The following is a 22,310-nucleotide window of genomic DNA, read 5'->3' as shown; positions in this document are numbered from 1 at the left end:
GGATAATTGGAATGAATATCAACTATATATTTTTATAATATGAAAACAATCAGTTAAATCATTCAGTTAAAATAAATATAGAAATAAATTCCCTGCGTATTTTCTGAAATTAACACAGACTAAAAATATATTTTAGGATTAACCTCACGGTATGATTTTCGTTAAATCACCGGCAAGGGGATTTATCTGATAAAACAATGCCGACTTATAGTCGGCATTGTTTTTAAGGCTATTTAGTCAATCGAGCTATGTATTAATTGCCGAATGCGATGTACATATCGGCATCGACCTGTAGGCCTGATAAGACGCGACCGCGTCGCATCAGGCACCGGTTGCCGGATGCGGCGTGAACGCCTTATCCGGCCTACATATCGGCATCAGAAATACACGATGATTAACCGCGCCACGCTTTATAGCGGTTAATCAGGCCATTGGTCGAGCTATCGTGGCTGCTGATTTCTTTATCATCTTTCAGCTCTGGCAGAATGCGGTTCGCCAGTTGTTTACCCAGCTCTACGCCCCACTGGTCAAAGGTGAAGATGTTCAGGATCACGCCCTGAGTAAAGATTTTGTGCTCATACAGCGCAATCAAGGCACCCAGACTGAACGGGGTGATTTCGCGCAGCAGAATGGAGTTGGTCGGGCGGTTGCCTTCGAACACTTTGAACGGCACAACATAATCGAGCGTCGCCGGATCTTTACCCTGATCACGGTATTCCTGCTCAACCACTTCGCGGGATTTACCAAACGCCAGAGCTTCGGTCTGAGCGAAGAAGTTAGACAGCAGTTTCTGGTGGTGATCAGAGAGCGGGTTATGGGTGATAGCCGGGGCGATGAAATCGCACGGCACCATTTTGGTTCCCTGGTGAATCAACTGGTAGAACGCGTGCTGACCGTTCGTACCTGGTTCACCCCAAATAATCGGGCCAGTCTGGTAATCCACCACGTTACCGTTACGGTCAACGTACTTACCGTTGGATTCCATATTGCCCTGCTGGAAGTACGCCGCAAAACGGTGCATATACTGGTCGTATGGCAGAATCGCTTCAGTTTCCGCGCCAAAGAAATTGTTGTACCAGATGCCGATCAGCGCCAGCAGTACAGGCAGGTTTTTCTCTGCCGGAGTAGTGGAGAAATGCTTGTCCATGGCGTGTGCACCGGAAAGCAGTTCAACGAAGTTATCAAAACCGATGGAGAGAACAATCGACAGACCAATCGCTGACCACAGAGAGTAACGACCGCCGACCCAATCCCAGAACTCGAACATGTTAGCGGTATCAATACCAAACTCGCCAACAGCTTTCGCGTTGGTGGAGAGCGCCGCAAAGTGTTTCGCAACGTGCTTCTCATCGCCAGCCGCTTTCAGGAACCAGTCACGCGCACTGTGGGCGTTGGTCATAGTTTCCTGAGTAGTGAAGGTTTTAGACGCCACCAGGAACAGGGTGGTTTCCGGATTCACTTTTTTCAGTACTTCTGCGATGTGAGTCCCATCGACGTTAGAAACGAAGTGCATGTTCAGGTGGTTTTTGTACGGGCGCAGCGCTTCAGTCACCATGTACGGACCAAGGTCAGAACCACCGATACCGATGTTTACCACGTCAGTGATTGCCTTGCCGGTATAACCTTTCCACTCACCAGAAATAATCGCTTCCGAGAAGGTTTTCATCTTCTCCAGCACCGCGTTGACTTCCGGCATCACGTCTTTGCCATCAACCAGAATCGGCGTATTGCTACGGTTACGCAGCGCCACGTGCAGTACAGCGCGGTTTTCGGTACGGTTGATCTTCTCGCCAGAGAACATCGACTTAATCGCGCCAGCCAGATCGCACTCTTTCGCCAGATCCTGTAATTTCGCCAGCGTCTCTTCGGTGATGCGGTTTTTGGAGTAATCCACCAGCATCTGATCGTCGAAGGTTGCGGAGAACTTAGAAAAACGATCGCCGTCTTTAGCAAAAAGCTCAGCGATCGTAACGTCTTTCATTTCATCGAAGTGTTTCTGTAGTGCCTGCCAGGCAGCGGTCTGCGTTGGATTGATATTTTTCATTAGCAATACTCTTCTGATATTGAGAATTGTGACTGTGGAAGATTGTAGCGCCAGTCACAGAAAAATGTGATGGTTTTAGTGTCTTTAGCTCGTTCAACCGCCGAAATGGATAAAACAGTATAGCTGTTATAAGCACAATTTCTGGCCACCAGCGCTGCATGAATAATCCGCATAATCCCAGCGTTGACACACTCCGCTACACCTTTTATTTATAAATACGGTCTGCGCCTGCACCGGTTTCTGTTTTGCCTTTGTGCCATGGTCGCTTCTTTCATTCCCTGACACGAGGTTGTTATGCCCGATATTGTTGTCTCCAAATTTGGTGGTACTAGCGTGGCTGATTTCGACGCCATGAACCGCAGCGCTGACATTGTGCTTTCTGATGTGAATGTGCGTTTAGTTGTGCTTTCCGCTTCCGCAGGGATCACCAATCTGCTGGTAGCACTAGCCGAAGGTCTGGAACCGGCTGAGCGTTTCGAAAAACTCGATGCCATTCGCAATATTCAGTTCGCTATTCTGGAACGCCTGCGTTACCCGAACGTCGTCCGTGAAGAGATTGAACGTCTACTGGAGAACATTACCATTCTGGCCGAAGCTGCGGCACTGGCAACCTCTCCGGCGTTAACAGATGAACTGGTCAGCCACGGCGAGCTGATGTCTACTCTGCTGTTTGTTGAGATCCTGCGCGAACGCAATGTTCAGGCACAGTGGTTTGATGTGCGTAAAGTGATGCGTACCAATGACCGATTTGGCCGTGCGGAGCCGGATGTTACTGCACTGGCGGAACTGGCTGCGTTGCAGTTGGCCCCACGACTCAGTGAAAGTTTAATCATCACTCAGGGATTTATTGGCAGAGAAAGTAAAGGCCGTACCACAACACTTGGTCGTGGCGGCAGCGATTATACGGCAGCCTTGCTGGCGGAAGCTTTACACGCATCTCGTGTGGATATCTGGACTGACGTCCCCGGCATCTACACCACCGATCCGCGCGTGGTGCCCGCAGCAAAACGCATAGATGAAATTGCTTTTGAAGAGGCCGCTGAAATGGCGACCTTTGGCGCGAAAGTGCTGCATCCGGCAACGTTGTTGCCTGCAGTACGCAGCGATATTCCGGTATTTGTCGGCTCCAGCAAAGATCCGCGCGCTGGCGGTACGCTGGTGTGTAATACCACCGAAAATCCACCGCTATTTCGCGCACTGGCCCTGCGCCGTAAACAAACGCTATTAACCCTACATAGCCTGAATATGCTGCATTCCCGCGGCTTCCTCGCGGAGGTTTTCGGCATCCTCGCGCGACATAATATTTCGGTAGATTTAATTACGACGTCAGAAGTAAGCGTGGCGTTAACTCTCGACACTACCGGATCAACATCTACCGGCGATACGTTGCTGACGCAATCCTTACTGATGGAGCTTTCGGCACTGTGCCGGGTAGAAGTGGAAGAAGGCCTGGCGCTGGTGGCACTGATTGGCAACGACCTGTCAAAAGCCTGCGGCGTCGGCAAAGAGGTCTTTGGCGTACTGGAACCGTTCAACATCCGCATGATTTGCTACGGCGCTTCCAGCCATAACCTGTGCTTCCTGGTGCCAGGCGCAGACGCCGATCAGGTGGTGCAGAAACTGCATAGTAATTTGTTTGAGTAAAAACAGTACGGCCCGGATGATATGCCCCGGGCCGTATTTATTTCCCCATCACTGTCGTCATCAACAGACGATCCAACTCCCTGACATCGCCTTCCCTGCTGTCCGGTAACACTGGTGGAATTTCCCCGCGCGCCAGTTCCGCACGAATAAACGCATGTAGCAATGGACGGCGCGGTCCATATTCCGCTTCTCCCGCGCGCTGTTTACGTTCCAGCAATTCATCTATTTCTGCACGTAAGGCCGCATCCAACTCACTTCCCGCCAGTAACTCAGCAAAGCGCATTGGCGGTACGCCTTTACCCGCTTCGACCCAGCGCACGGCCAGCAGCGGGCGCAGCACGTAAAAATATTTTTTCAGCCGAACTTCGTCGCCCTGCAAATAGCCGCGGAAGTTTTTCTGCGCCATCGAATAGTAATGCCAGCGTGCACGTAGCGGAGAAAACCACTTCGGCACCATCGCCTTAAGCGCCGTTATCGTTTCTTCATCCTGCTGATAGACCACCGGCGAATCCAGCCATTCAATCAGCGTCGGGTTCGCGCCTTTCAATAATCCCAGCGCCTTGCGCCACTCCCAACCTGAAACATCCAGCTCGTCGTCGATGGGCAGTTCGATAACATCGCGTGGTGACTCTACCCGCAGATACCATTCCAGCGGGTGAACATACAAAAAACGCACATCGTAATCGCTGTCTGGCGAGGCAAATCCCCAGCCGCGACTCCCCGATTCGCAGGCGTACAGCACTTTCACGCCATACCGCCATTCAATTTCCTTTAACTGCTGCGATACCCGTTCACGCATCGCAGCACTGACTCCATTTAATGGCATTTGACTCATCCTTTGATATTAACTAACCCGCGCCAGACCACTGAAAACAGAAATGTTATCAATGCGATAGCGTTATTGCGAGAAACGAGCCAGAAATGGACCATAAGATTTAACACATTGAATAATAAAAGATTAATTAAATTTGAACAGTTACCAGTGAATTATTTCCGTTAAATTTTTATATGTATTTATCGCTAATTAGCTAAAAACATAAAAATAAAAGAGAACGCAAATGAATCTTATCGGTTCTGCTCGCAAATGAATTCCCGTACACTGAGCTATCCGATTAACAGAGGGCACCATCATGGCACTCCCCCGCATTACTCAAAAAGAGATGACTGAGCGTGAACAGCGCGAACTGAAGACGCTGCTGGATCGAGCGCGTATTGCACATGGCCGCGTGCTGACCAACGCCGAAACCAACAGCATTAAGAAAGAGTACATCGATAAATTAATGGTTGAGCGTGAGGCTGAAGCGAAAAAAGCCCGCCAGTTGAAGAAAAAGCAGGCTTATAAACCGGATCCTGAAGCGTCATTCAGTTGGTCGGCAAATACGTCGACGCGTGGCAAACGCTGATTAACGACCTTTTTTCTTCCGCCCCGGCGAGGCGAAACGCTTGCCGTTTGATGCCGGGCGGCCACCTTTTTCCGCTGTTTTCTCCACCTTCACCACCGGGCGTTTGATGCCTGCCGTTTTCGGTTTGGCCTTCGCTTTGGGCTTCGCCTCGGAAGAGGAATTTTCAATGAGTTTAAAGAGATCGATAAGCTCATCGTCGGTTAAATCACGCCATTCACCCAGCGGAATGCCGCTTAAGCTGACGTTCATAATGCGCGTACGTTCCAGCTTTTTCACTTCGTAGCCAAAATGTTCACACATACGACGGATCTGACGGTTCAACCCTTGCACCAGGGTAATACGAAAGACAAACGGCGCTTCTTTTTTAACTTTGCACTTTTTGGTCACTGTCCCGAGGATTGGCACCCCCACACTCATGCTGCGAATAAACTCCTCGGTAATCGGTTTATCGACCGTCACCAGATATTCTTTTTCATGGTCGTTGCCAGCACGAAGGATCTTATTGACCAGATCGCCGTGATTAGTGAGGAAAATCAGCCCCTGGGAGTCTTTATCCAGGCGACCAATCGGGAACACGCGCTTGCTGTGATTGACGAAATCGACGATGTTATCGCGCTCGCCATCTTCCGTAGTGCTGACAATGCCCACGGGCTTATTCAGGGCGATAAGCACTAAATCTTCGGCTTCCCGCGGCTCGATCAACTGACCGTTTACTTTTACAACGTCACCGGGCTTTACCTGATCGCCAATAGTGGCACGCTTGCCATTAAGGAACACATTGCCTTGCTCGATATAGCGATCCGCTTCGCGGCGTGAGCAAATTCCGCTTTCGCTGATGTATTTATTTAAACGGACTGATGAGTCGGGCAGCATAAATTCTCCTCTGAAACGCGGAATATACCTTACCTCTTAGCGAGGAAAAACAGGGTTATGCGGCAACGTCGAAATTAAATGTGATCTGCCGCGCCTTTTATCACAAAAGTGTCGCCGCAAACCGGCTGCAATTTTGCGTGGTCAAAACCAGGATAATCAATGCATTACGAATTTCTGCACACCTGTGCTGATGACCGCTACACAGAGAAACAAATGTGCAAGATAAAGCGCCATTTCAGCCCAAACAAAGAGTGAAAAATCGCTTTTAAAGGCCACCATGATGGGGTTATATCAGATCAAGCGGTTAAAAAGCATATTTGCACAAATGTGCAAAATCAGGAGGCGGCGATGGAAAACAGTGACGATATCCGTTTGATTGTGAAGATTGCCCAACTCTATTACGAACAGGACATGACGCAGGCGCAAATTGCCCGCGAACTGGGTATTTATCGGACCACCATCAGCCGCTTACTTAAACGGGGCCGCGAGCAGGGTATTGTCACCATCGCTATCAACTATGACTACAACGAAAACCTCTGGCTGGAGCAGCAACTGAAGCAAAAGTTTGCCCTGAAAGAAGCCGTGGTGGTGTCGGGTCATGATGAAGAGGAAGATACACAACTGGCGGTGATGGGGTTACACGGCGCGCAGTTGCTGGATCGTTTGCTGGAACCGGGTGATATTGTTGGTTTTTCCTGGGGCCGCGCGGTACGCGCACTGGTCGAAAATCTACCGCAGGCGGCGCAATCCCGGCAGTTAATCTGTGTGCCAATTATCGGTGGGCCATCCGGAAAACTTGAAAGCCGCTATCACGTGAACACATTAACCTACGGTGCGGCGGCGAAGCTGAAAGGGGAATCGCATCTCGCAGATTTTCCTGCCTTGCTGGATAACCCATTAATTCGTAATGGGATCATGCAGTCTCAGCACTTTAAAACCATCTCGGCCTACTGGGATAACCTGGATGTCGCCCTGGTAGGGATTGGTTCCCCGGCCATTCGCGATGGCGCTAACTGGCATGCATTTTATGGCGGCGAAGAGAGTGACGACCTGAATGCCCGCCAGGTCGCTGGCGATATTTGCTCGCGCTTTTATGATATTCACGGCGTAACGGTTGATACCAATATGAGTGAGAAAACGCTCTCAATCGAAATGAATAAATTAAAGCAGGCACGTTATTCCATCGGCATTGCCATGGGAGAAGAAAAATACAGCGGAATTATTGGCGCACTACGCGGAAAATATATTAATTGTCTGGTTACGAATAGCGACACAGCGGAACTGTTACTGAAATAAAAAATCTGCCCGACTTTTATCGTAATGAAAAATTACGGCGGGCCTCTGTTACCTAAAATCAGGAGTCTGTTATGCAAACGTGGTTAAATTTGCAGGATAAAACCATTATTGTCACCGGCGGCGCGTCCGGCATTGGCCTGGCAATTGTCGAAGAATTATTAGCACAAGGCGCAAACGTGCAGATGGCCGATATTCACGGTGGTGAGGGTCAATATAAAGGTCATAAAGGCTATCAGTTCTGGCCGACCGATATTTCCAGCGCCAAAGAGGTGAATCATACGGTAGCGGAAATTATTCAGCGCTTTGGACGCATCGACGGTCTGGTCAATAACGCTGGGGTCAATTTCCCGCGTCTGCTGGTCGATGAAAAAGCGCCTGCCGGGCAGTATGAACTTAACGAAGCCGCTTTCGAAAAAATGGTCAATATCAACCAGAAAGGCGTTTTTCTGATGTCTCAAGCAGTGGCGCGACTGATGGTCAAACAACACGATGGCGTGATTGTGAACGTCTCCTCGGAAAGCGGGCTGGAGGGTTCAGAGGGTCAGAGCTGCTACGCCGCCACCAAAGCTGCGCTCAATAGCTTCACGCGCTCCTGGTCGAAAGAGCTGGGTAAGCACGGTATCCGTGTGGTCGGCATCGCGCCGGGAATTCTGGAAAAAACCGGGCTGCGCACGCCGGAATATGAAGAAGCGCTGGCGTGGACGCGAAATATCACCGTTGAGCAACTGCGCGAAGGCTACACCAAAAATTCCATTCCTATTGGGCGTTGCGGAAGATTAGCGGAAGTAGCTGATTTTGTTTGTTATCTGCTGTCCGAACGCGCCAGCTACATCACCGGAGTAACCACTAACATTGCGGGCGGCAAAACGCGCGGCTAAGGAGGCTTTATGGTCAATGCCATTTTTTGCGCCCACGGCAAATTAGCCTGCGCCATGCTGGAATCAGTCCAGATGGTATACGGTGACGCCAGGGTCGAGGCAGTTGAATTTGTACCCGGCGAAAACGCCGGAGACATTGTGGCAAAGCTGGAAAAGTTAGTGAGTATTCACGGTCATTGCGAGTGGCTAATCGCCGTGGATTTACAGTACGGCAGCCCGTGGAATGCAGCAGCGACGCTTGCGATGCGCAATCCGCACCTGCGGGTGATCAGCGGCCTTTCCCTGCCACTGGCGCTCGAACTGGTCGATAACCAGGACAGCATGAATGTTGATGAACTGTGTGAACACCTGACGCAAATCGCCAGGCAAGCCTGCGTCGTCTGGAAACAACTGGCAACGGCAGAGGAGGATTTCTGATGAACATTACGCTCGCCCGCATTGATGACCGCCTGATCCACGGCCAGGTCACCACCGTCTGGTCGAAAGTGGCTAACGCCCAGCGCATTATTATCTGCAATGACGAAGTTTATAACGATGAAGTTCGCCGGACATTATTGCGCCAGGCCGCCCCGCCGGGAATGAAAGTTAACGTGGTCAATATTGAAAAAGCAGTCGCGGTGTATCACAACCCGCAATATCAGGACGAAACCGTTTTTTATCTTTTCACCCGACCTCAGGATGCCTTAGCGATGGTTCGCCAGGGCGTAAAAATCGGCACCCTGAATATTGGCGGAATGGCCTGGCGGCCCGGTAAAAAACAGTTAACCAAAGCGGTTTCATTAGATGACGATGATATTAACGCATTTCATGAGTTAAATAATCTTGGCGTCACGCTGGATTTACGCGTTGTCGCGTCAGATCCTTCAATCAATATTATTAACAAAATAAAAGAACACTTAGTCGCAAATTAAATAATAGCGCCTGTGTATATATGCTTTAACAGGCAGGGATGACGACACTTAAAAGGTGACACATAATGGAAATAAGTACCCTACAAATCATAGCCATATTTCTTTTTTCCTGTATTGCCGGAATGGGCAGCGTGCTGGATGAGTTTCAAACCCACCGCCCACTGATCGCCTGTACGGTTATCGGCTTAATACTCGGTGATTTAAAAACCGGCATTATGCTCGGCGGCACACTGGAGCTTATCGCGCTCGGCTGGATGAACGTCGGCGCGGCGCAGTCTCCGGATTCCGCGCTCGCCAGCATTATCTCCGCCATTCTGGTTATCGTTGGTCAGCAAAGCATCGCCACCGGAATCGCCATCGCGTTGCCTGTGGCTGCCGCAGGCCAGGTGCTGACGGTGTTTGCCCGCACCATCACCGTAGTGTTCCAACACGCGGCGGATAAAGCCGCGGAAGAGGCGCGGTTTCACACTCTCGATATTCTGCATGTCTCCGCGCTTGGCGTGCAGGCGCTGCGCGTCGCCATTCCGGCACTGATTGTCTCGCTGTTCGTCAGCGCCGATATGGTGAGCAATATGCTGAGCGCCATTCCCGAATTTGTAACCCGTGGATTGCAGATTGCTGGCGGTTTTATCGTGGTGGTCGGTTACGCCATGGTGCTTCGCATGATGGGCGTGAAATATTTGATGCCTTTCTTTTTCCTCGGTTTCCTCGCAGGTGGCTACCTCGATCTCAGTTTGCTGGCTTTCGGTGGCGTTGGCGTGATCATGGCCCTGCTCTACATCCAGCTAAATCCACAGTGGCGTAAAGCCGCACCGCAAACGCAGGTTACCTCTGCCACCGCCCTTGACCAGCTTGACGACTAACGGAGCCCATCATGGAACAGAGAAAAATTACACGCAGCGATCTGGTGAGCATGTTTCTGCGCTCCAACCTGCAACAGGCGTCCTTCAACTTTGAACGCATTCATGGGCTGGGCTTTTGCTACGACATGATCCCCGCCATCAAACGACTCTATCCATTAAAAGAGGATCAGGTTGCGGCGCTCAGGCGACACCTGGTGTTCTTCAATACCACGCCAGCCGTATGTGGTCCGGTCATCGGCGTGACCGCCGCCATGGAAGAAGCGCGGGCTAACGGTGCAGAAATTGATGACGGCACCATTAACGGCATCAAAGTCGGCTTGATGGGACCATTGGCAGGGGTTGGCGATCCACTGGTCTGGGGAACCCTGCGTCCGATTACCGCCGCGCTCGGCGCATCTCTGGCACTTTCGGGCAACATTCTCGGTCCGCTGCTGTTCTTCTTTATTTTCAACGCGGTGCGTCTGGCGATGAAGTGGTATGGCCTACAGCTCGGCTTTCGCAAAGGGGTGAATATCGTCAGCGATATGGGCGGGAATGTGCTGCAAAAACTCACTGAAGGCGCGTCGATTCTCGGACTGTTTGTGATGGGCGTGCTGGTCACCAAATGGACGTCGATCAACGTACCGTTGGTGGTTTCACAAACGCCTGCCGCCGATGGCTCCACCATCACCATGACCGTGCAGAACATTCTCGACCAACTTTGCCCTGGTTTGCTGGCGCTCGGTCTGACGCTGTTGATGGTGCGTCTGCTCAACAAAAAAATTAACCCCGTATGGCTGATCTTTGCCCTGTTTGGCTTAGGGATTATCGGCAATGCGCTGGGCTTCCTGTCCTGATTCTTCGCCCCGGCGCGGCTGCCGGGGCCATCGCTCAACATGAGGTGGTTTATGAAAACAACAGCTCTGCGTCTTTACGGTAAACGTGACCTGCGTCTGGAAACCTTTGACCTTCCTGAAATGCAGGAAGATGAAATTCTGGCGACAGTGGTCACCGACAGCCTGTGTCTTTCCTCCTGGAAAGAGACCAATCTGGGCGAAAACCACAAAAAAGTGCCCGACGATGTAGCAACCCATCCCATCATCATCGGCCATGAGTTTTGCGGCGATATTCTGGCCGTCGGTAAAAAATGGCAGCATAAGTTCCAGCCCGGCCAGCGCTATGTGATTCAGGCTAACCTGCAACTGCCGGATCGCCCGGACTGCCCCGGTTACTCCTTCCCGTGGGTGGGCGGCGAAGCCACACATGTGGTTATCCCAAATGAGGTTATGGAACAGGATTGCCTGCTGGCATACGACGGCGAAACCTACTTTGAAGGCTCGCTGGTTGAACCGCTTTCCTGCGTGATTGGCGCGTTCAACGCCAACTATCATCTTCAGGAAGGTAGTTATAACCACACAATGGGGATTCGCCCGCAAGGACGCACGCTGATCCTCGGCGGCACCGGTCCAATGGGGCTGCTGGCGATTGATTATGCGCTGCATGGGCCGGTTAACCCGTCGCTGTTAATCGTCACCGATACCAATAACGACAAGCTGAGCTACGCGCGGAAACACTATCCGTCAGAGCCGCAAACGCTGATTCATTATCTCAATGCAACCGACGCCTCGTACGAGACGTTAATGGCGCTCAGCGGCGGCCACGGTTTCGACGATATTTTCGTTTTCGTGCCCAATGAAGGGCTGGTTACCCTCGCCTCTTCGCTGCTGGCGGCCGACGGCTGTATGAACTTCTTCGCCGGGCCGCAGGATAAACACTTCAGCGCGCCGATTAATTTCTACGATGTGCATTATGCATTTACCCACTACGTGGGCACGTCAGGCGGCAATACCGACGACATGCGCGCGGCGGTCAAACTGATCGAAGAGAAAAAAGTGCAGGCCGCAAAAGTGGTAACACATATTCTTGGGTTGAATGCCGCGGGCGAAACCACGCTTGAATTGCCTGCCGTCGGCGGCGGGAAAAAGCTGGTGTATACCGGAAAATATCTGCCGCTGACTTCACTCACGCAGATCCAGGATGAAGGACTGGCGGCGATTATGACACGTCATCAGGGAGTCTGGTCCGGTGAAGCGGAGCAATACCTGCTCGCTCATGCAGAGGCAATTACCCATGATTAATCGCGAGACTCAACTGTGCATGTCGCTTGCCGGTCGCCCCGGCAACTTCGGCACGCGCTTTCACAATTATCTGTATGAAAAACAGGGGCTGAATTTCATCTATAAAGCGTTCACTACCCAGGATATTGCAGCAGCGGTGAACGGCGTTCGCGCGTTGGGGATTCGCGGCTGCGCCGTGTCGATGCCGTTTAAAGAAAGCTGCATGCCCTTTCTCGATGCTATCGATCCGTCGGCAAAAGTCATTGATTCAGTGAATATTATTGTGAATGACGACGGCAGGCTGACCGGGTTTAACACCGACTACATCGCGGTGAAAAACCTGATTATTCACCACCAGCTTAATAGCGCCGCACGCGTGATGATTCGCGGCAGCGGCGGCATGGGCAAAGCGGTGATTGCCGCCTTTCGCGACGCGGGGTTTACGGATGTCGTCATCGCCGCCCACAACTGCGAGAGCGGCCCGGCGCTGGCGAAGCAGTATGGGTTCCAGTGGCAGCCGCAACCGGAAGGTATCGCCTGCGACATTCTGGTTAACGTGCCCCCTGTCGGCATGAGCGGTGGTAAAGAGAGCCATGAGCTGGCCTTCAGCGAGGCAATGATCTCTACGGCAAGCGTCGTTTTTGACGTCGTGGCCTTGCCGCCGGAAACGCCACTCATTCGCCTGGCGCAACGGCTTGATAAGCAGACGATCAGCGGCGCAGAGGTGATTGCTTTACAGGCCGTCGAGCAGTTCGCGATGTATACCGGTGTGCGACCTGATGCGCGGCTGATTACTGAAGCGGCACAATTTGCACGAGAAGGATAAGAAACATCAGCGCCTTAAGGGGCGCTCAGATTGGTGGCAAAGTGCACGTTGTTCATGCCGGATGCGGCGCAAACGCCTTATTCGGCCTACAAAATCGCGATAATTCAATATATTGCAATTATCTTGTAGGTCTGATAACCGTAGCGCATCAGGCAATGCTATGTTTGTCATCAGTCTCAGCGCCAGGTTCAATACGCGACATCGTGAGCCATGTCAGTAAGCGGTTAAATTCACAGTGGTAGCATGCCTTCCGTGATTTCTTACTAACCGGAGAAGTAATGGAACTGCTTTTATTGAGTAACTCGACGCTGCCGGGAAAAGCCTGGCTGGAACATGCGCTGCCGCTGATTGCTGAACAGTTGCAGGGTCGCCGTTCCGCGGTGTTTATTCCTTTTGCTGGCGTAACGCAAACCTGGGATGATTACACCGCCAAAACGGCTGCAGTTCTTGCCCCACTTGGCATTTCTGTCACCGGTATTCATAACGTTGCCGATCCTGTTGCCGCGATTGAAAATGCGGAGATCGTGATTGTCGGCGGTGGCAACACTTTCCAGTTACTGAAAGAATGCCGTGTGCGCGGTCTGCTGGCACCGATTGTTGACGTAGTGAAACGCGGCGCGCTGTATATTGGCTGGAGCGCAGGCGCTAACCTCGCTTGCCCAACCATTCGCACGACCAACGATATGCCGATTGTCGATCCGCAGGGCTTCGATGCGCTGAATCTGTTCCCGCTGCAAATCAACCCGCACTTCACCAACGCGCTGCCGGAAGGTCACAAAGGTGAAACGCGCGAGCAGCGTATTCGCGAATTACTGGTGGTAGCGCCAGAACTGACGATTATTGGTCTGCCGGAAGGTAACTGGATCACCGTAAGTAAAGGTCACGCTACGCTTGGCGGCCCGAATACCACTTATGTGTTTAAGGCCGGTGAAGAAGCCGTGCCGCTGGAAGCGGGTCACCGTTTTTAAGTGAATTGCCGGATGCATGATCCGGCATCTTGTACATAGTGCCTGATGCGACGCTTAACGCGTCTTATCAGGCCTACAGGATTCACAATATTAATACTCGTCCCGTCCCTCATCTTCATCTGGCTGTTCCAGTACGCTGTAAGCCACCGAACAAAACAGCGAGTTCAGACGCTGCATATCTCCCAATAAACCTAAATGTAGCGAACTGGTTTCAATACTCTGCACGTTTTGCTGATGCAGGCGATCGACGTGGGCATGGGAATAGCGGCGATTAAGAATGCGAAAGCGATGCTTACTGCGACGTAAACGGCGAGCGCTGGTGACATCGCCAGAGAAGAACACCGACATTGCCAGTTTTAAATTGCTGAGCAATTGCTCATAGAGCGCATCCAGTTCCTTCAACCCATCAAGCGAAAACGCCCGCCGTGCTGCCAGTGATTTGTCGGCAATTTCGCTGCCCATGCGCTCGACAATATCGGAAGCCTGCTCAAGGTTGAGCGCCATTTCGATAATCTCCGCCCAGCGACGTGATTCTTCTTCCGCCAACTCTTCTTTTGGCATCCGCGCCAGATAAAGTTTAATCGCGGTGTAGAGGACGTTGATATCATCCGCCAGCTTGCGCAACTCCTTCTCTTCACGCGGTTCGCCGTGCATCACTTTATTCAGCCCTTCCATCATCTGTTCCATCGCGTCACCGATGCGCAGTGTTTCACGGGCGGCATTCGCCAGAGCAAGGGTCGGCGTATCCAGCGCGCTGACATCCAGATGTTTTGGTTTCAGATGGGCATCCAGTTCGGGTTCATCGCGAATAATGGTTTTGCAAAACCGTGCCATCGGGTCGACAAATGGCAGCATCGCCAGACAGCGCACAAGGTTATAGAAGACGTGGAAATAGATAACCAGTTCCGCTTTCGGCAAAGGCAGTTTATCCATTGATTCTGCCAGAACGTGGACAAACGGCAGGATAATCAGGCTCCCCACCAGCTTAAAAAGCAGGCTGCCCAACGCGACACGACGTGCGGCAGCATTAGCGGCGCTATTGTTGAGCATCGCCAGCAAGCCGGAACCAAGGTTAGCGCCAATAACCAGGCAGAGCGCCACCGGGAAAGAGATAATGCCCGCAGCAGTCAGAGTCGCAGTCAGCAGTACCGCGGCAAGGCTGGAGTAGCTGATAATGGCGAACATCGCGCCAATCAGCGCATCCAGCAGAATATCGCCGGTCAGCGAGGCAAAGATCACCTGAACACCGTTCGCCTGGGTGATCGGCGTTACGGCCTGCACAATCAACTCCAGTGCCAGCAAAATCAACCCAAGGCCAATACCGACGCGGCCCAATTGCCCGGCGCGCGACTGCTTGCGTCCGAGGAAAAAAATTACGCCGATAAAAATAAGTAGCGGCGACAACCAGGATAAATCGAAGGTGAGAACCCGCGCCATCAGCGCCGTTCCGACGTCGGCCCCCAGCACAATCACCAGCGCAGGCGCGAGAGCAACCAGATCCTGGGCAACAAACGACGTCACCAGCATGGTGGTGGCATTACTGCTCTGCACCAGTGCCGTAACGCCAATCCCCGCACAGAAGGCGAGCGGCTTTTTTTCGACGCTCCGGCTAAGGACAGTACGCAGTCGTGCGCCAAAGACACGCATTACGCCTGTTCGAACAATATGCGTCCCCCAGACCAACAGGGCGACGGCAGAAAGCAGGTGAAGCAGTGTTAACACGAGTTCAGGTTCTCCTTATCGTTATATGTGCCTGAAACAGTTCCGGAAGCGCTTTTCCGGTCTGATATAAGTCCAGTATATGTGTTTACTATCAATAAAGAGACAGGGCACTCCGTGAGTGCCCTGTTTGTTGTAAAGAAAAGTGACAGATTTGTGAATCAGTCCGCGTCATACCCCAGATTCGGCGCCAACCAGCGTTCAACATCAGAAACGCTCATACCTTTACGGCGGGCATAGTCTTCAACCTGATCGCGCTGAATTTGTGCCACTGCGTAGTACTTGCTGTCCGGATGGCTGAAGTACCAACCCGAAACTGATGCGCCAGGCCACATAGCGAAAGATTCCGTGAGTTTCATGCCGGTGTGTTTTTCCACTTCCAGCAGCTCCCAGATGGTGGCTTTTTCCGTATGTTCCGGGCAGGCCGGATATCCTGGTGCCGGGCGGATGCCCTGATAGTTTTCGCGGATCAGGTCTTCGTTGCTGAGATTTTCATTCGGCGCGTAGCCCCAGTAGACTTTACGCACGCGCTCATGAAGATATTCTGCAAAGGCTTCGGCTAAACGGTCGGCAAGCGCTTTCACCATGATTTTATTGTAATCATCGTGCTGCGCTTCGAAGGCATCAGCCAGCGCGTCCTCTTCCAGCCCGCCAGTTACGGCAAATGCACCGATGTAATCCGCTTTGCCGGAGAGTTTCGGTGCCACAAAATCAGCGAGGCAGTAGTTAGCAAAGCCGGTTTTTTCCGTCTGTTGGCGCAGATGGTGGCTGATATTAATCACATGCGTGCGTGTTTCATCACGATAGATTTCAATGTCGTCACCCACCCGGTTTGCCGGGAACAGGCCAACCACGCCGCGCGGATTCAGCGATTTTTCAGCGCTTAATTTATCCAGCATGTCGTTAGCGTCTTTAAACAGGCGTTTTGCCTCTTCGCCCACCACTTCATCTTCCAGAATGCGCGGATATTTTCCGGCCAGCGACCAGGTCATAAAGAACGGCGTCCAGTCGATATAGTTACGCAGCGTTTCGATGCTGGCTTCGACTTCCTGCACGCCGAGACGGTGCGCTACAGGCGGCGTATAGGCCTGCCAGTCAAAAGCGAAATCGTTATCGCGCGCCGCTTCCAGCGTGACCGGTGGCGTGCGCGGTTTCTTGCGCCCGTGCTGAATACGCACGGTTTCGTACTCTTTGCGGGTACGAGCGACAAAGTCGTCACGCTGAGTGTCGGAAAGCAGCGCCGCCACAACACCAACGGTGCGCGAGGCGTTTTGCACGTAAACCGTCGGGCCGCTGTAGTTTTGCTCGATTTTCACCGCTGTATGCGCTTTTGAGGTAGTCGCGCCGCCAATCAGTAGCGGAATGGTGAAGCCCTGACGCTCCATCTCTTTCGCCACGTTGACCATTTCGTCCAGCGACGGCGTGATCAGCCCCGAAAGACCAATCAAATCAGCATTCACCTCTTTGGCAGTGCGGAGGATTTTTTCCGCTGGCACCATCACGCCGAGATCAACAATTTCATAGTTGTTACATTGCAGCACCACACCAACAATATTTTTACCGATATCGTGCACGTCACCCTTCACGGTGGCGATCACCATCTTACCGTTGGTTTTACCCTGCTCTTTGCTGGCTTCAATATACGGTTCGAGATACGCCACCGCCTGCTTCATAACGCGTGCCGATTTCACCACCTGCGGCAAAAACATTTTCCCTTCACCAAACAGGTCACCGACGACGTTCATTCCGTCCATCAGCGGCCCTTCAATCACTTCAATCGGGCGAGCGGCTTGTTGACGAGCTTCTTCAGTGTCCTGTTCGATAAACTCAGTAATGCCTTTGACCAACGAGTACTCCAGGCGTTTCTTCACGTCCCACGAGCGCCACTCCGCCTGTTGGGCGTTGGCGGTGTCGTCGGTTTTACTGCCGCGATATTTTTCGGCAAGTTCCAGTAAACGCTCTGTACCATCGTCGCGACGGTTAAGGATCACATCTTCCACCGCGTCGCGCAGTTCCGCAGGCAGATCGTCGTAAATCGCCAGTTGTCCGGCGTTGACGATCCCCATATCCATACCGTTACGGATGGCGTAGTAGAGGAACACCGCGTGAATAGCTTCGCGCACCGGGTCGTTGCCACGGAACGAGAAGGAAACGTTGGAGACGCCACCGGAGATGAGTGCGTACGGCAGTTCGCGTTTGATGTCTTCGCACGCGCCGATGAAATCCTGCGCGTAATTGTTATGCTCTTCAATCCCGGTGGCGACAGCGAAGATGTTCGGGTCGAAAATGATATCTTCCGGCGGGAAGCCGACTTCCTCGGTGAGGATTTTGTACGCCCGACGGCAAATCTCGATTTTCCGTGCGCGGGTATCGGCCTGGCCCTGTTCGTCAAAGGCCATTACCACCACCGCCGCACCGTAACGGCGTAATAATTTGGCATGATGGATAAAGGTTTCAACGCCCTCTTTCATCGAGATAGAGTTAACAATGCCTTTGCCCTGAATACACTTCAGTCCTTTTTCGATGACGTCCCATTTCGAAGAATCGATCATAATCGGCACGCGAGCGATATCCGGCTCGCCAGCAATCAGACTGAGGAAACGCACCATCGCCGCTTCGGCGTCGAGCATCCCTTCATCCATGTTGATATCGATAATCTGCGCGCCGTTTTCCACCTGCTGACGCGCCACGTCCAGCGCCTCGCTATATTTCTCTTCTTTGATCAGGCGTTTGAACTTAGCGGAACCGGTTACGTTAGTTCGTTCACCAACGTTAACAAACAAACTATCGTCGCCAATGTTCAGCGGCTCCAGTCCGGACAAACGGCAGGCTACGGGGATATCAGGCAGTTTGCGCGGTGCTAATCCTTCAACTGCACGGCTCATCGCAGCAATATGTTGTGGCGTCGTGCCACAGCAGCCGCCGACAATATTCAGGAAACCCGATTCAGCCCATTCGCGAATCTGTTTCGCCATTGTGTCAGCATCGAGATCGTATTCACCAAAGGCGTTTGGCAGTCCGGCATTCGGGTGCGCGGTGACGTAGCATTCGGCAATACGCGAAAGTTCCTGCACGTACTGACGCAGTTCGTCTGGCCCCAGTGCGCAGTTGAGGCCAAAGGTCAGCGCTTCGGCATGCCGCAGGGAGTTGTAAAATGCCTCGGTTGTCTGACCGGAGAGCGTGCGCCCGGAGGCGTCGGTAATGGTGCCGGAAATCATAATCGGCAACTCCACACCCAGCGCTTCAAACTCGGTTTTCACCGCAAAGACCGCCGCTTTCGCGTTAAGAGTGTCGAAAACAGTTTCAATCAGAATCAGATCTACACCGCCTTCCACCAGCGCTTTGGTGGATTCACGATAAGCCGCCACCAGTTGGTCAAAGGTGATATTGCGAAATGCCGGATCGTTTACATCCGGAGAAATAGATGCTGTGCGATTGGTTGGGCCGAGAACACCAGCAACGTAGCGTGGTTTCCCCGGCGTGCGGGCGGTCCACTCGTCAGCGCAGGCACGTGCCAGTTTCGCTGCTGCAAAGTTGATTTCTGCTGACAGGGATTCCATCTGGTAATCCGCCATCGCAATAGTCGTGGAGTTGAAGGTGTTGGTTTCGATGATATCCGCGCCCGCTTCAAAGTAAGCGTTGTGGATCGCGGCAATCACATCAGGTTTACTGAGTACCAGCAGGTCGTTGTTGCCTTTTAGATCGCACGGCCAGTCGGCAAAACGCTCACCGCGAAAATCGGCTTCGTTCAGACGATAATTCTGGATCATGGTGCCCATACCGCCGTCCAGCACCAGAATACGTTCATTTAACTGCGCACGCAGTTGTTCAACTTTGCTGCTCACACTTGCTCCCGACACGCTCAACCCAGATTTAATAAAAATTCAACAAACCATACTGGCACAAACGCATCAGTGGTAAAAGCGACCACTACGCAACATGAGATTTGTTCAACATTAACTCATCGGATCAGTACAGCAACTGTTGCATTAGTTAACAATAAAAATGAAAATGATTTCCACGATACAGAAAAAGGAGGCTGTCATGGTCGCACCCATTCCCGCAAAACGCGGTAGAAAACCTGCCGCAACCAGCGCCCCCGCGACTGGACAGGTTCAGTCTTTAACGCGTGGCCTGAAATTACTGGAGTGGATTGCCGAATCCAATGGCAGTGTGGCACTAACCGAACTGGCACAGCAAGCCGGATTACCCAATTCCACCACCCACCGTCTGCTAACCACTATGCAACAACAGGGCTTTGTGCGTCAGGTCGGTGAGCTGGGTCACTGGGCGATCGGCGCGCATGCATTTATGGTCGGTAGCAGTTTTCTCCAGAGCCGTAATTTGTTAGCTATTGTCCATCCTATACTGCGCGATCTGATGGAAGAATCTGGCGAAACGGTCAATATGGCGGTGCTCGATCAAAGCGATCACGAGGCGATTATTATCGATCAGGTGCAGTGTACGCATCTGATGCGAATGTCCGCCCCTATTGGCGGTAAATTGCCGATGCATGCTTCCGGTGCCGGTAAAGCCTTTTTGGCTCAACTGAGTGAAGAACAGGTGACAAAGCTGCTGCATCGCAAAGGGTTACATGCCTATACCCACGCGACGCTGGTTTCTCCTGTGCATTTAAAAGAAGACCTCGCGCAGACACGCAAACGCGGTTATTCATTTGATGATGAAGAACATGCGCTGGGACTGCGTTGCCTGGCTGCGTGTATTTTCGATGAACACCGCGAACCGTTTGCCGCAATTTCAATTTCCGGGCCGATTTCACGTATTACCGATGACCGCGTGACTGAGTTTGGCGCGATGGTAATTAAAGCGGCGAAGGAAGTGACGCTGGCGTATGGTGGAATGCGGTGACTTTTCGCCTCTGATTTATACAAACCGCACGCTAAACCGCTGTCTGCGCCGATATGCATAAACATCTTCCACATGTCCTTCGCGGATGCGGTTTTGTAGAGCGCGCCAGTAATCGGCGCGGAACAGGTCGGCGTGCATTTCCTCGAACAGTGGACCAATGCGTGGGTCGGCGCATAGCCAGTGGCGGAACTCTTCCGGGAAAACATCGCCCGGCGAGACGCTATACCACGGTTCGCTGGCGAGTTCGTCTTCCGGGTAGCGCGGCGGTGGGATGTCGCGGAAATTCACTTCCGTCATGTAGCAAATTTCATCGTAATCATAAAACACCACGCGCCCGTGTCGGGTGACGCCAAAGTTTTTAAACAGCATATCACCGGGGAAAATATTGGCGGCGGCAAGCTGGCGAATAGCGTTGCCGTACTCTTCTATAGCATCACGCAGTTGCTGACCCTCAACCTGTTCAAGCCAAATATTGAGAGGCACCATCCGCCGTTCGATATAGAGATGGCGAATCACAATTTGTTCGCCCAGATCGGTGATTTTTTCTGGCGCTTCCTGAAGCAGCAAATCCATTAATGACGGGGAAATATGTCGCTTCTCCAGTACAAAGTTTTCAAACTCCTGGGTATCCGCCATCCTTCCTACGCGATCGTGCTCTTTTACCAGTTGATAGCAGGCGCGGACGTGAGCCGCTGACATCTCTTTCTGCGGGGCGAATTTGTCTTTGATGACTTTGAATACCCGATCAAAGCCCGGCAGCGTGAACACCAGCATGACCATCCCACGAATGCCCGGCGCTTCAATAAACTGCTCATTACATCCTTGTAAATAAACGAGATATTCACGGTAACTTTCGGTTTTGGCATGCTTCTGGCAACCGATAGCCATATACAGTTCTGCGGTAGTTTTACCCGGCAGAATCTCCCGTAGCCACTCGACCAGTGCGGCAGGCAGCGGCGCGTAAACCATAAAATAGGATCGCGCGAAGCCAAAGACGATGCTCGCTTCGGCGGTCGTCGTCAGGCAGGTATCAATAAACAACTCGCCGTCGTCCGTCTGGTGGATCGGCAGCAAAAATGGCAACGTGCCGGAAGGCGTTATCAGTTTGCCCACCAGCCAGGCGGCTTTATTACGGTAAAACAGTTCGTTCGCCACCTGTAGATGACTTTCAGCGAGGTTATCTGTCCCCAGCGTTTCCGTCAGATGAAGAATGATATAGTTGATATCACGGCTTTTATTCTGCCAGCGCAGGCGTAGCGGCAAGTCGCTAATAACGCGCATCAGCAGTGATTCCCAGCCGTGATCGGGGTAAAAGTCTTTGGCCAGCGGGCGCGGAATGGTACGAAAGCGGCGTTCCGGCTGGGAGCTAAAGATAAAAAGCCGCTCGGGAGTAAGCGAGCGGTGGTCAAATAACCGACAGTATACGGAGTTGAAAAAACTCTCCGCAATCTCGAAGCGCGGGTAGTCCGGCAATAGCCGGGTGTAATGCTCTTTGACGTGCAGTAAAAATGCCGCATTCGTGCTTTGGCCGTTAGTAATGCAGCGTAACTGCTCCACCACCAGACCCACGTGATGATCGTAAAGATGGATACGATTTTTCATCGCCTGCTGGACAGCGTGCCAGTCGGCCTGTTCGAAACGCTGCTGCGCCCCGGAAGTCACTTCGAGGAATCGACCATACTGGGCGTCGAAACCCTGCAAAATTGTTTGTGCAATCAGTAATTCCAGGCCACGCGGCATTTGTTGCCCTCATCGGGAGCTGTGAATTGCCGGATAAGACGCACAAGCGTCACATCAGGCGTTGATTGCCGGATGCGGCGTAAACGCCTTATCCGGCCTACGCGTCTGCAACATTTGTAGGCCTGATAAGACGCGCAAGCGTCGCATCAGGCGCTCATTGCCGGATGCGGCGTAAACGCC

18 protein-coding genes are annotated in these 22,310 nt (G+C 52.3%); 12 read left to right on the top strand and 6 right to left on the bottom strand.

Translation table 11 applies throughout. The annotated features are described in order from the left end of the window. Positions 1-394: 394 nt before the first annotated feature. Positions 395-2,044, bottom strand: coding sequence for a glucose-6-phosphate isomerase (pgi, locus tag BEA93_RS21090; protein WP_000790017.1), 1,650 nt, complete (start codon positions 2,042-2,044; stop codon positions 395-397). Positions 2,045-2,338: 294 nt separating this feature from the next. Between pgi and lysC the strand changes: the two genes are divergently transcribed. Then, a complete protein-coding gene (gene lysC, locus BEA93_RS21085; RefSeq protein ID WP_001517553.1) occupies positions 2,339-3,688 on the top strand; it encodes a lysine-sensitive aspartokinase 3 in 1,350 nt (449 codons plus the stop codon). Between the two features lie 37 nt (positions 3,689-3,725). Here lysC and BEA93_RS21080 read toward each other — a convergent pair whose 3' ends face one another. Further along, complete coding sequence (locus tag BEA93_RS21080) at positions 3,726-4,514, bottom strand: nucleotidyltransferase domain-containing protein (RefSeq protein ID WP_016249461.1); 789 nt, start codon at positions 4,512-4,514, stop codon at positions 3,726-3,728. Between the two features lie 304 nt (positions 4,515-4,818). Between BEA93_RS21080 and BEA93_RS21075 the strand changes: the two genes are divergently transcribed. Beyond that, complete coding sequence (locus BEA93_RS21075) at positions 4,819-5,091, top strand: DUF3811 domain-containing protein (protein WP_001207629.1); 273 nt, start codon at positions 4,819-4,821, stop codon at positions 5,089-5,091. Here BEA93_RS21075 and rluF read toward each other — a convergent pair whose 3' ends face one another. Further along, positions 5,092-5,964 (bottom strand): 23S rRNA pseudouridine(2604) synthase RluF, encoded by an 873-nt coding sequence (rluF, locus tag BEA93_RS21070; RefSeq protein WP_105225038.1) that lies wholly within the window; start codon positions 5,962-5,964, stop codon positions 5,092-5,094. It abuts the gene before it with no gap. 348 nt (positions 5,965-6,312) lie between these two features. Between rluF and BEA93_RS21065 the strand changes: the two genes are divergently transcribed. From BEA93_RS21065 to pepE, 9 genes are all read left to right on the top strand, one after another. Then, on the top strand, positions 6,313-7,260 hold the full coding sequence (locus BEA93_RS21065; protein ID WP_105225037.1) for a sugar-binding transcriptional regulator: 948 nt from the start codon (positions 6,313-6,315) through the stop codon (positions 7,258-7,260). A gap of 71 nt (positions 7,261-7,331) precedes the next feature. Then, complete coding sequence (locus BEA93_RS21060; protein WP_105225036.1) at positions 7,332-8,138, top strand: SDR family oxidoreductase; 807 nt, start codon at positions 7,332-7,334, stop codon at positions 8,136-8,138. A gap of 9 nt (positions 8,139-8,147) precedes the next feature. Next, entirely contained in the window at positions 8,148-8,555 is a 408-nt protein-coding gene (locus BEA93_RS21055) for a mannose/fructose/sorbose PTS transporter subunit IIA (protein WP_038355643.1), read from the top strand. Further along, complete coding sequence (locus BEA93_RS21050; protein ID WP_038355642.1) at positions 8,555-9,049, top strand: PTS system mannose/fructose/N-acetylgalactosamine-transporter subunit IIB; 495 nt, start codon at positions 8,555-8,557, stop codon at positions 9,047-9,049. Before BEA93_RS21055 ends, BEA93_RS21050 begins: the two co-directional genes overlap by 1 nt. A gap of 65 nt (positions 9,050-9,114) precedes the next feature. After that, a complete protein-coding gene (locus BEA93_RS21045) occupies positions 9,115-9,912 on the top strand; it encodes a PTS mannose/fructose/sorbose transporter subunit IIC (protein ID WP_038355641.1) in 798 nt (265 codons plus the stop codon). 11 nt (positions 9,913-9,923) lie between these two features. Then, on the top strand, positions 9,924-10,748 hold the full coding sequence (locus tag BEA93_RS21040) for a PTS system mannose/fructose/sorbose family transporter subunit IID (protein ID WP_038355640.1): 825 nt from the start codon (positions 9,924-9,926) through the stop codon (positions 10,746-10,748). 51 nt (positions 10,749-10,799) lie between these two features. Beyond that, positions 10,800-12,029 carry an L-sorbose 1-phosphate reductase gene (gene sorE / locus BEA93_RS21035; RefSeq protein ID WP_105225035.1) on the top strand — a complete coding sequence of 410 codons (1,230 nt, stop codon included), beginning with the start codon at positions 10,800-10,802 and terminating at the stop codon, positions 12,027-12,029. Next, complete coding sequence (locus tag BEA93_RS21030; RefSeq protein ID WP_105225034.1) at positions 12,022-12,834, top strand: shikimate 5-dehydrogenase; 813 nt, start codon at positions 12,022-12,024, stop codon at positions 12,832-12,834. Before sorE ends, BEA93_RS21030 begins: the two co-directional genes overlap by 8 nt. Before the next feature lie 278 nt (positions 12,835-13,112). Continuing rightward, positions 13,113-13,802, top strand: a complete 690-nt coding sequence (gene pepE, locus BEA93_RS21025) for a dipeptidase PepE (protein ID WP_105225033.1) — start codon at positions 13,113-13,115, stop codon at positions 13,800-13,802. A gap of 90 nt (positions 13,803-13,892) precedes the next feature. Here pepE and BEA93_RS21020 read toward each other — a convergent pair whose 3' ends face one another. Both BEA93_RS21020 and metH read right to left on the bottom strand, forming a co-directional pair. Then, positions 13,893-15,524, bottom strand: a complete 1,632-nt coding sequence (locus BEA93_RS21020) for a Na/Pi cotransporter family protein (protein WP_001517548.1) — start codon at positions 15,522-15,524, stop codon at positions 13,893-13,895. Between the two features lie 158 nt (positions 15,525-15,682). Further along, positions 15,683-19,366: a methionine synthase gene (gene metH / locus BEA93_RS21015; RefSeq protein ID WP_105225032.1), complete on the bottom strand. Its 3,684-nt coding sequence runs from the start codon at positions 19,364-19,366 to the stop codon at positions 15,683-15,685. A 199-nt stretch (positions 19,367-19,565) separates the two neighbouring features. Here metH and iclR point away from each other — a divergent pair, with 199 nt between their 5' ends. Beyond that, entirely contained in the window at positions 19,566-20,390 is an 825-nt protein-coding gene (gene iclR / locus BEA93_RS21010; RefSeq protein ID WP_000226393.1) for a glyoxylate bypass operon transcriptional repressor IclR, read from the top strand. Positions 20,391-20,405: 15 nt separating this feature from the next. Here the strand turns inward: iclR and aceK are convergent, their stop codons facing one another. Next, entirely contained in the window at positions 20,406-22,130 is a 1,725-nt protein-coding gene (gene aceK / locus BEA93_RS21005; RefSeq protein ID WP_061090589.1) for a bifunctional isocitrate dehydrogenase kinase/phosphatase, read from the bottom strand. Positions 22,131-22,310: the final 180 nt, after the last annotated feature.

Source organism: Escherichia sp. MOD1-EC5950 (assembly GCF_002965345.1).
Taxonomy (GTDB): domain Bacteria; phylum Pseudomonadota; class Gammaproteobacteria; order Enterobacterales; family Enterobacteriaceae; genus Escherichia; species Escherichia marmotae.
This window is presented reverse-complemented; position numbering and strand designations above follow the sequence as displayed.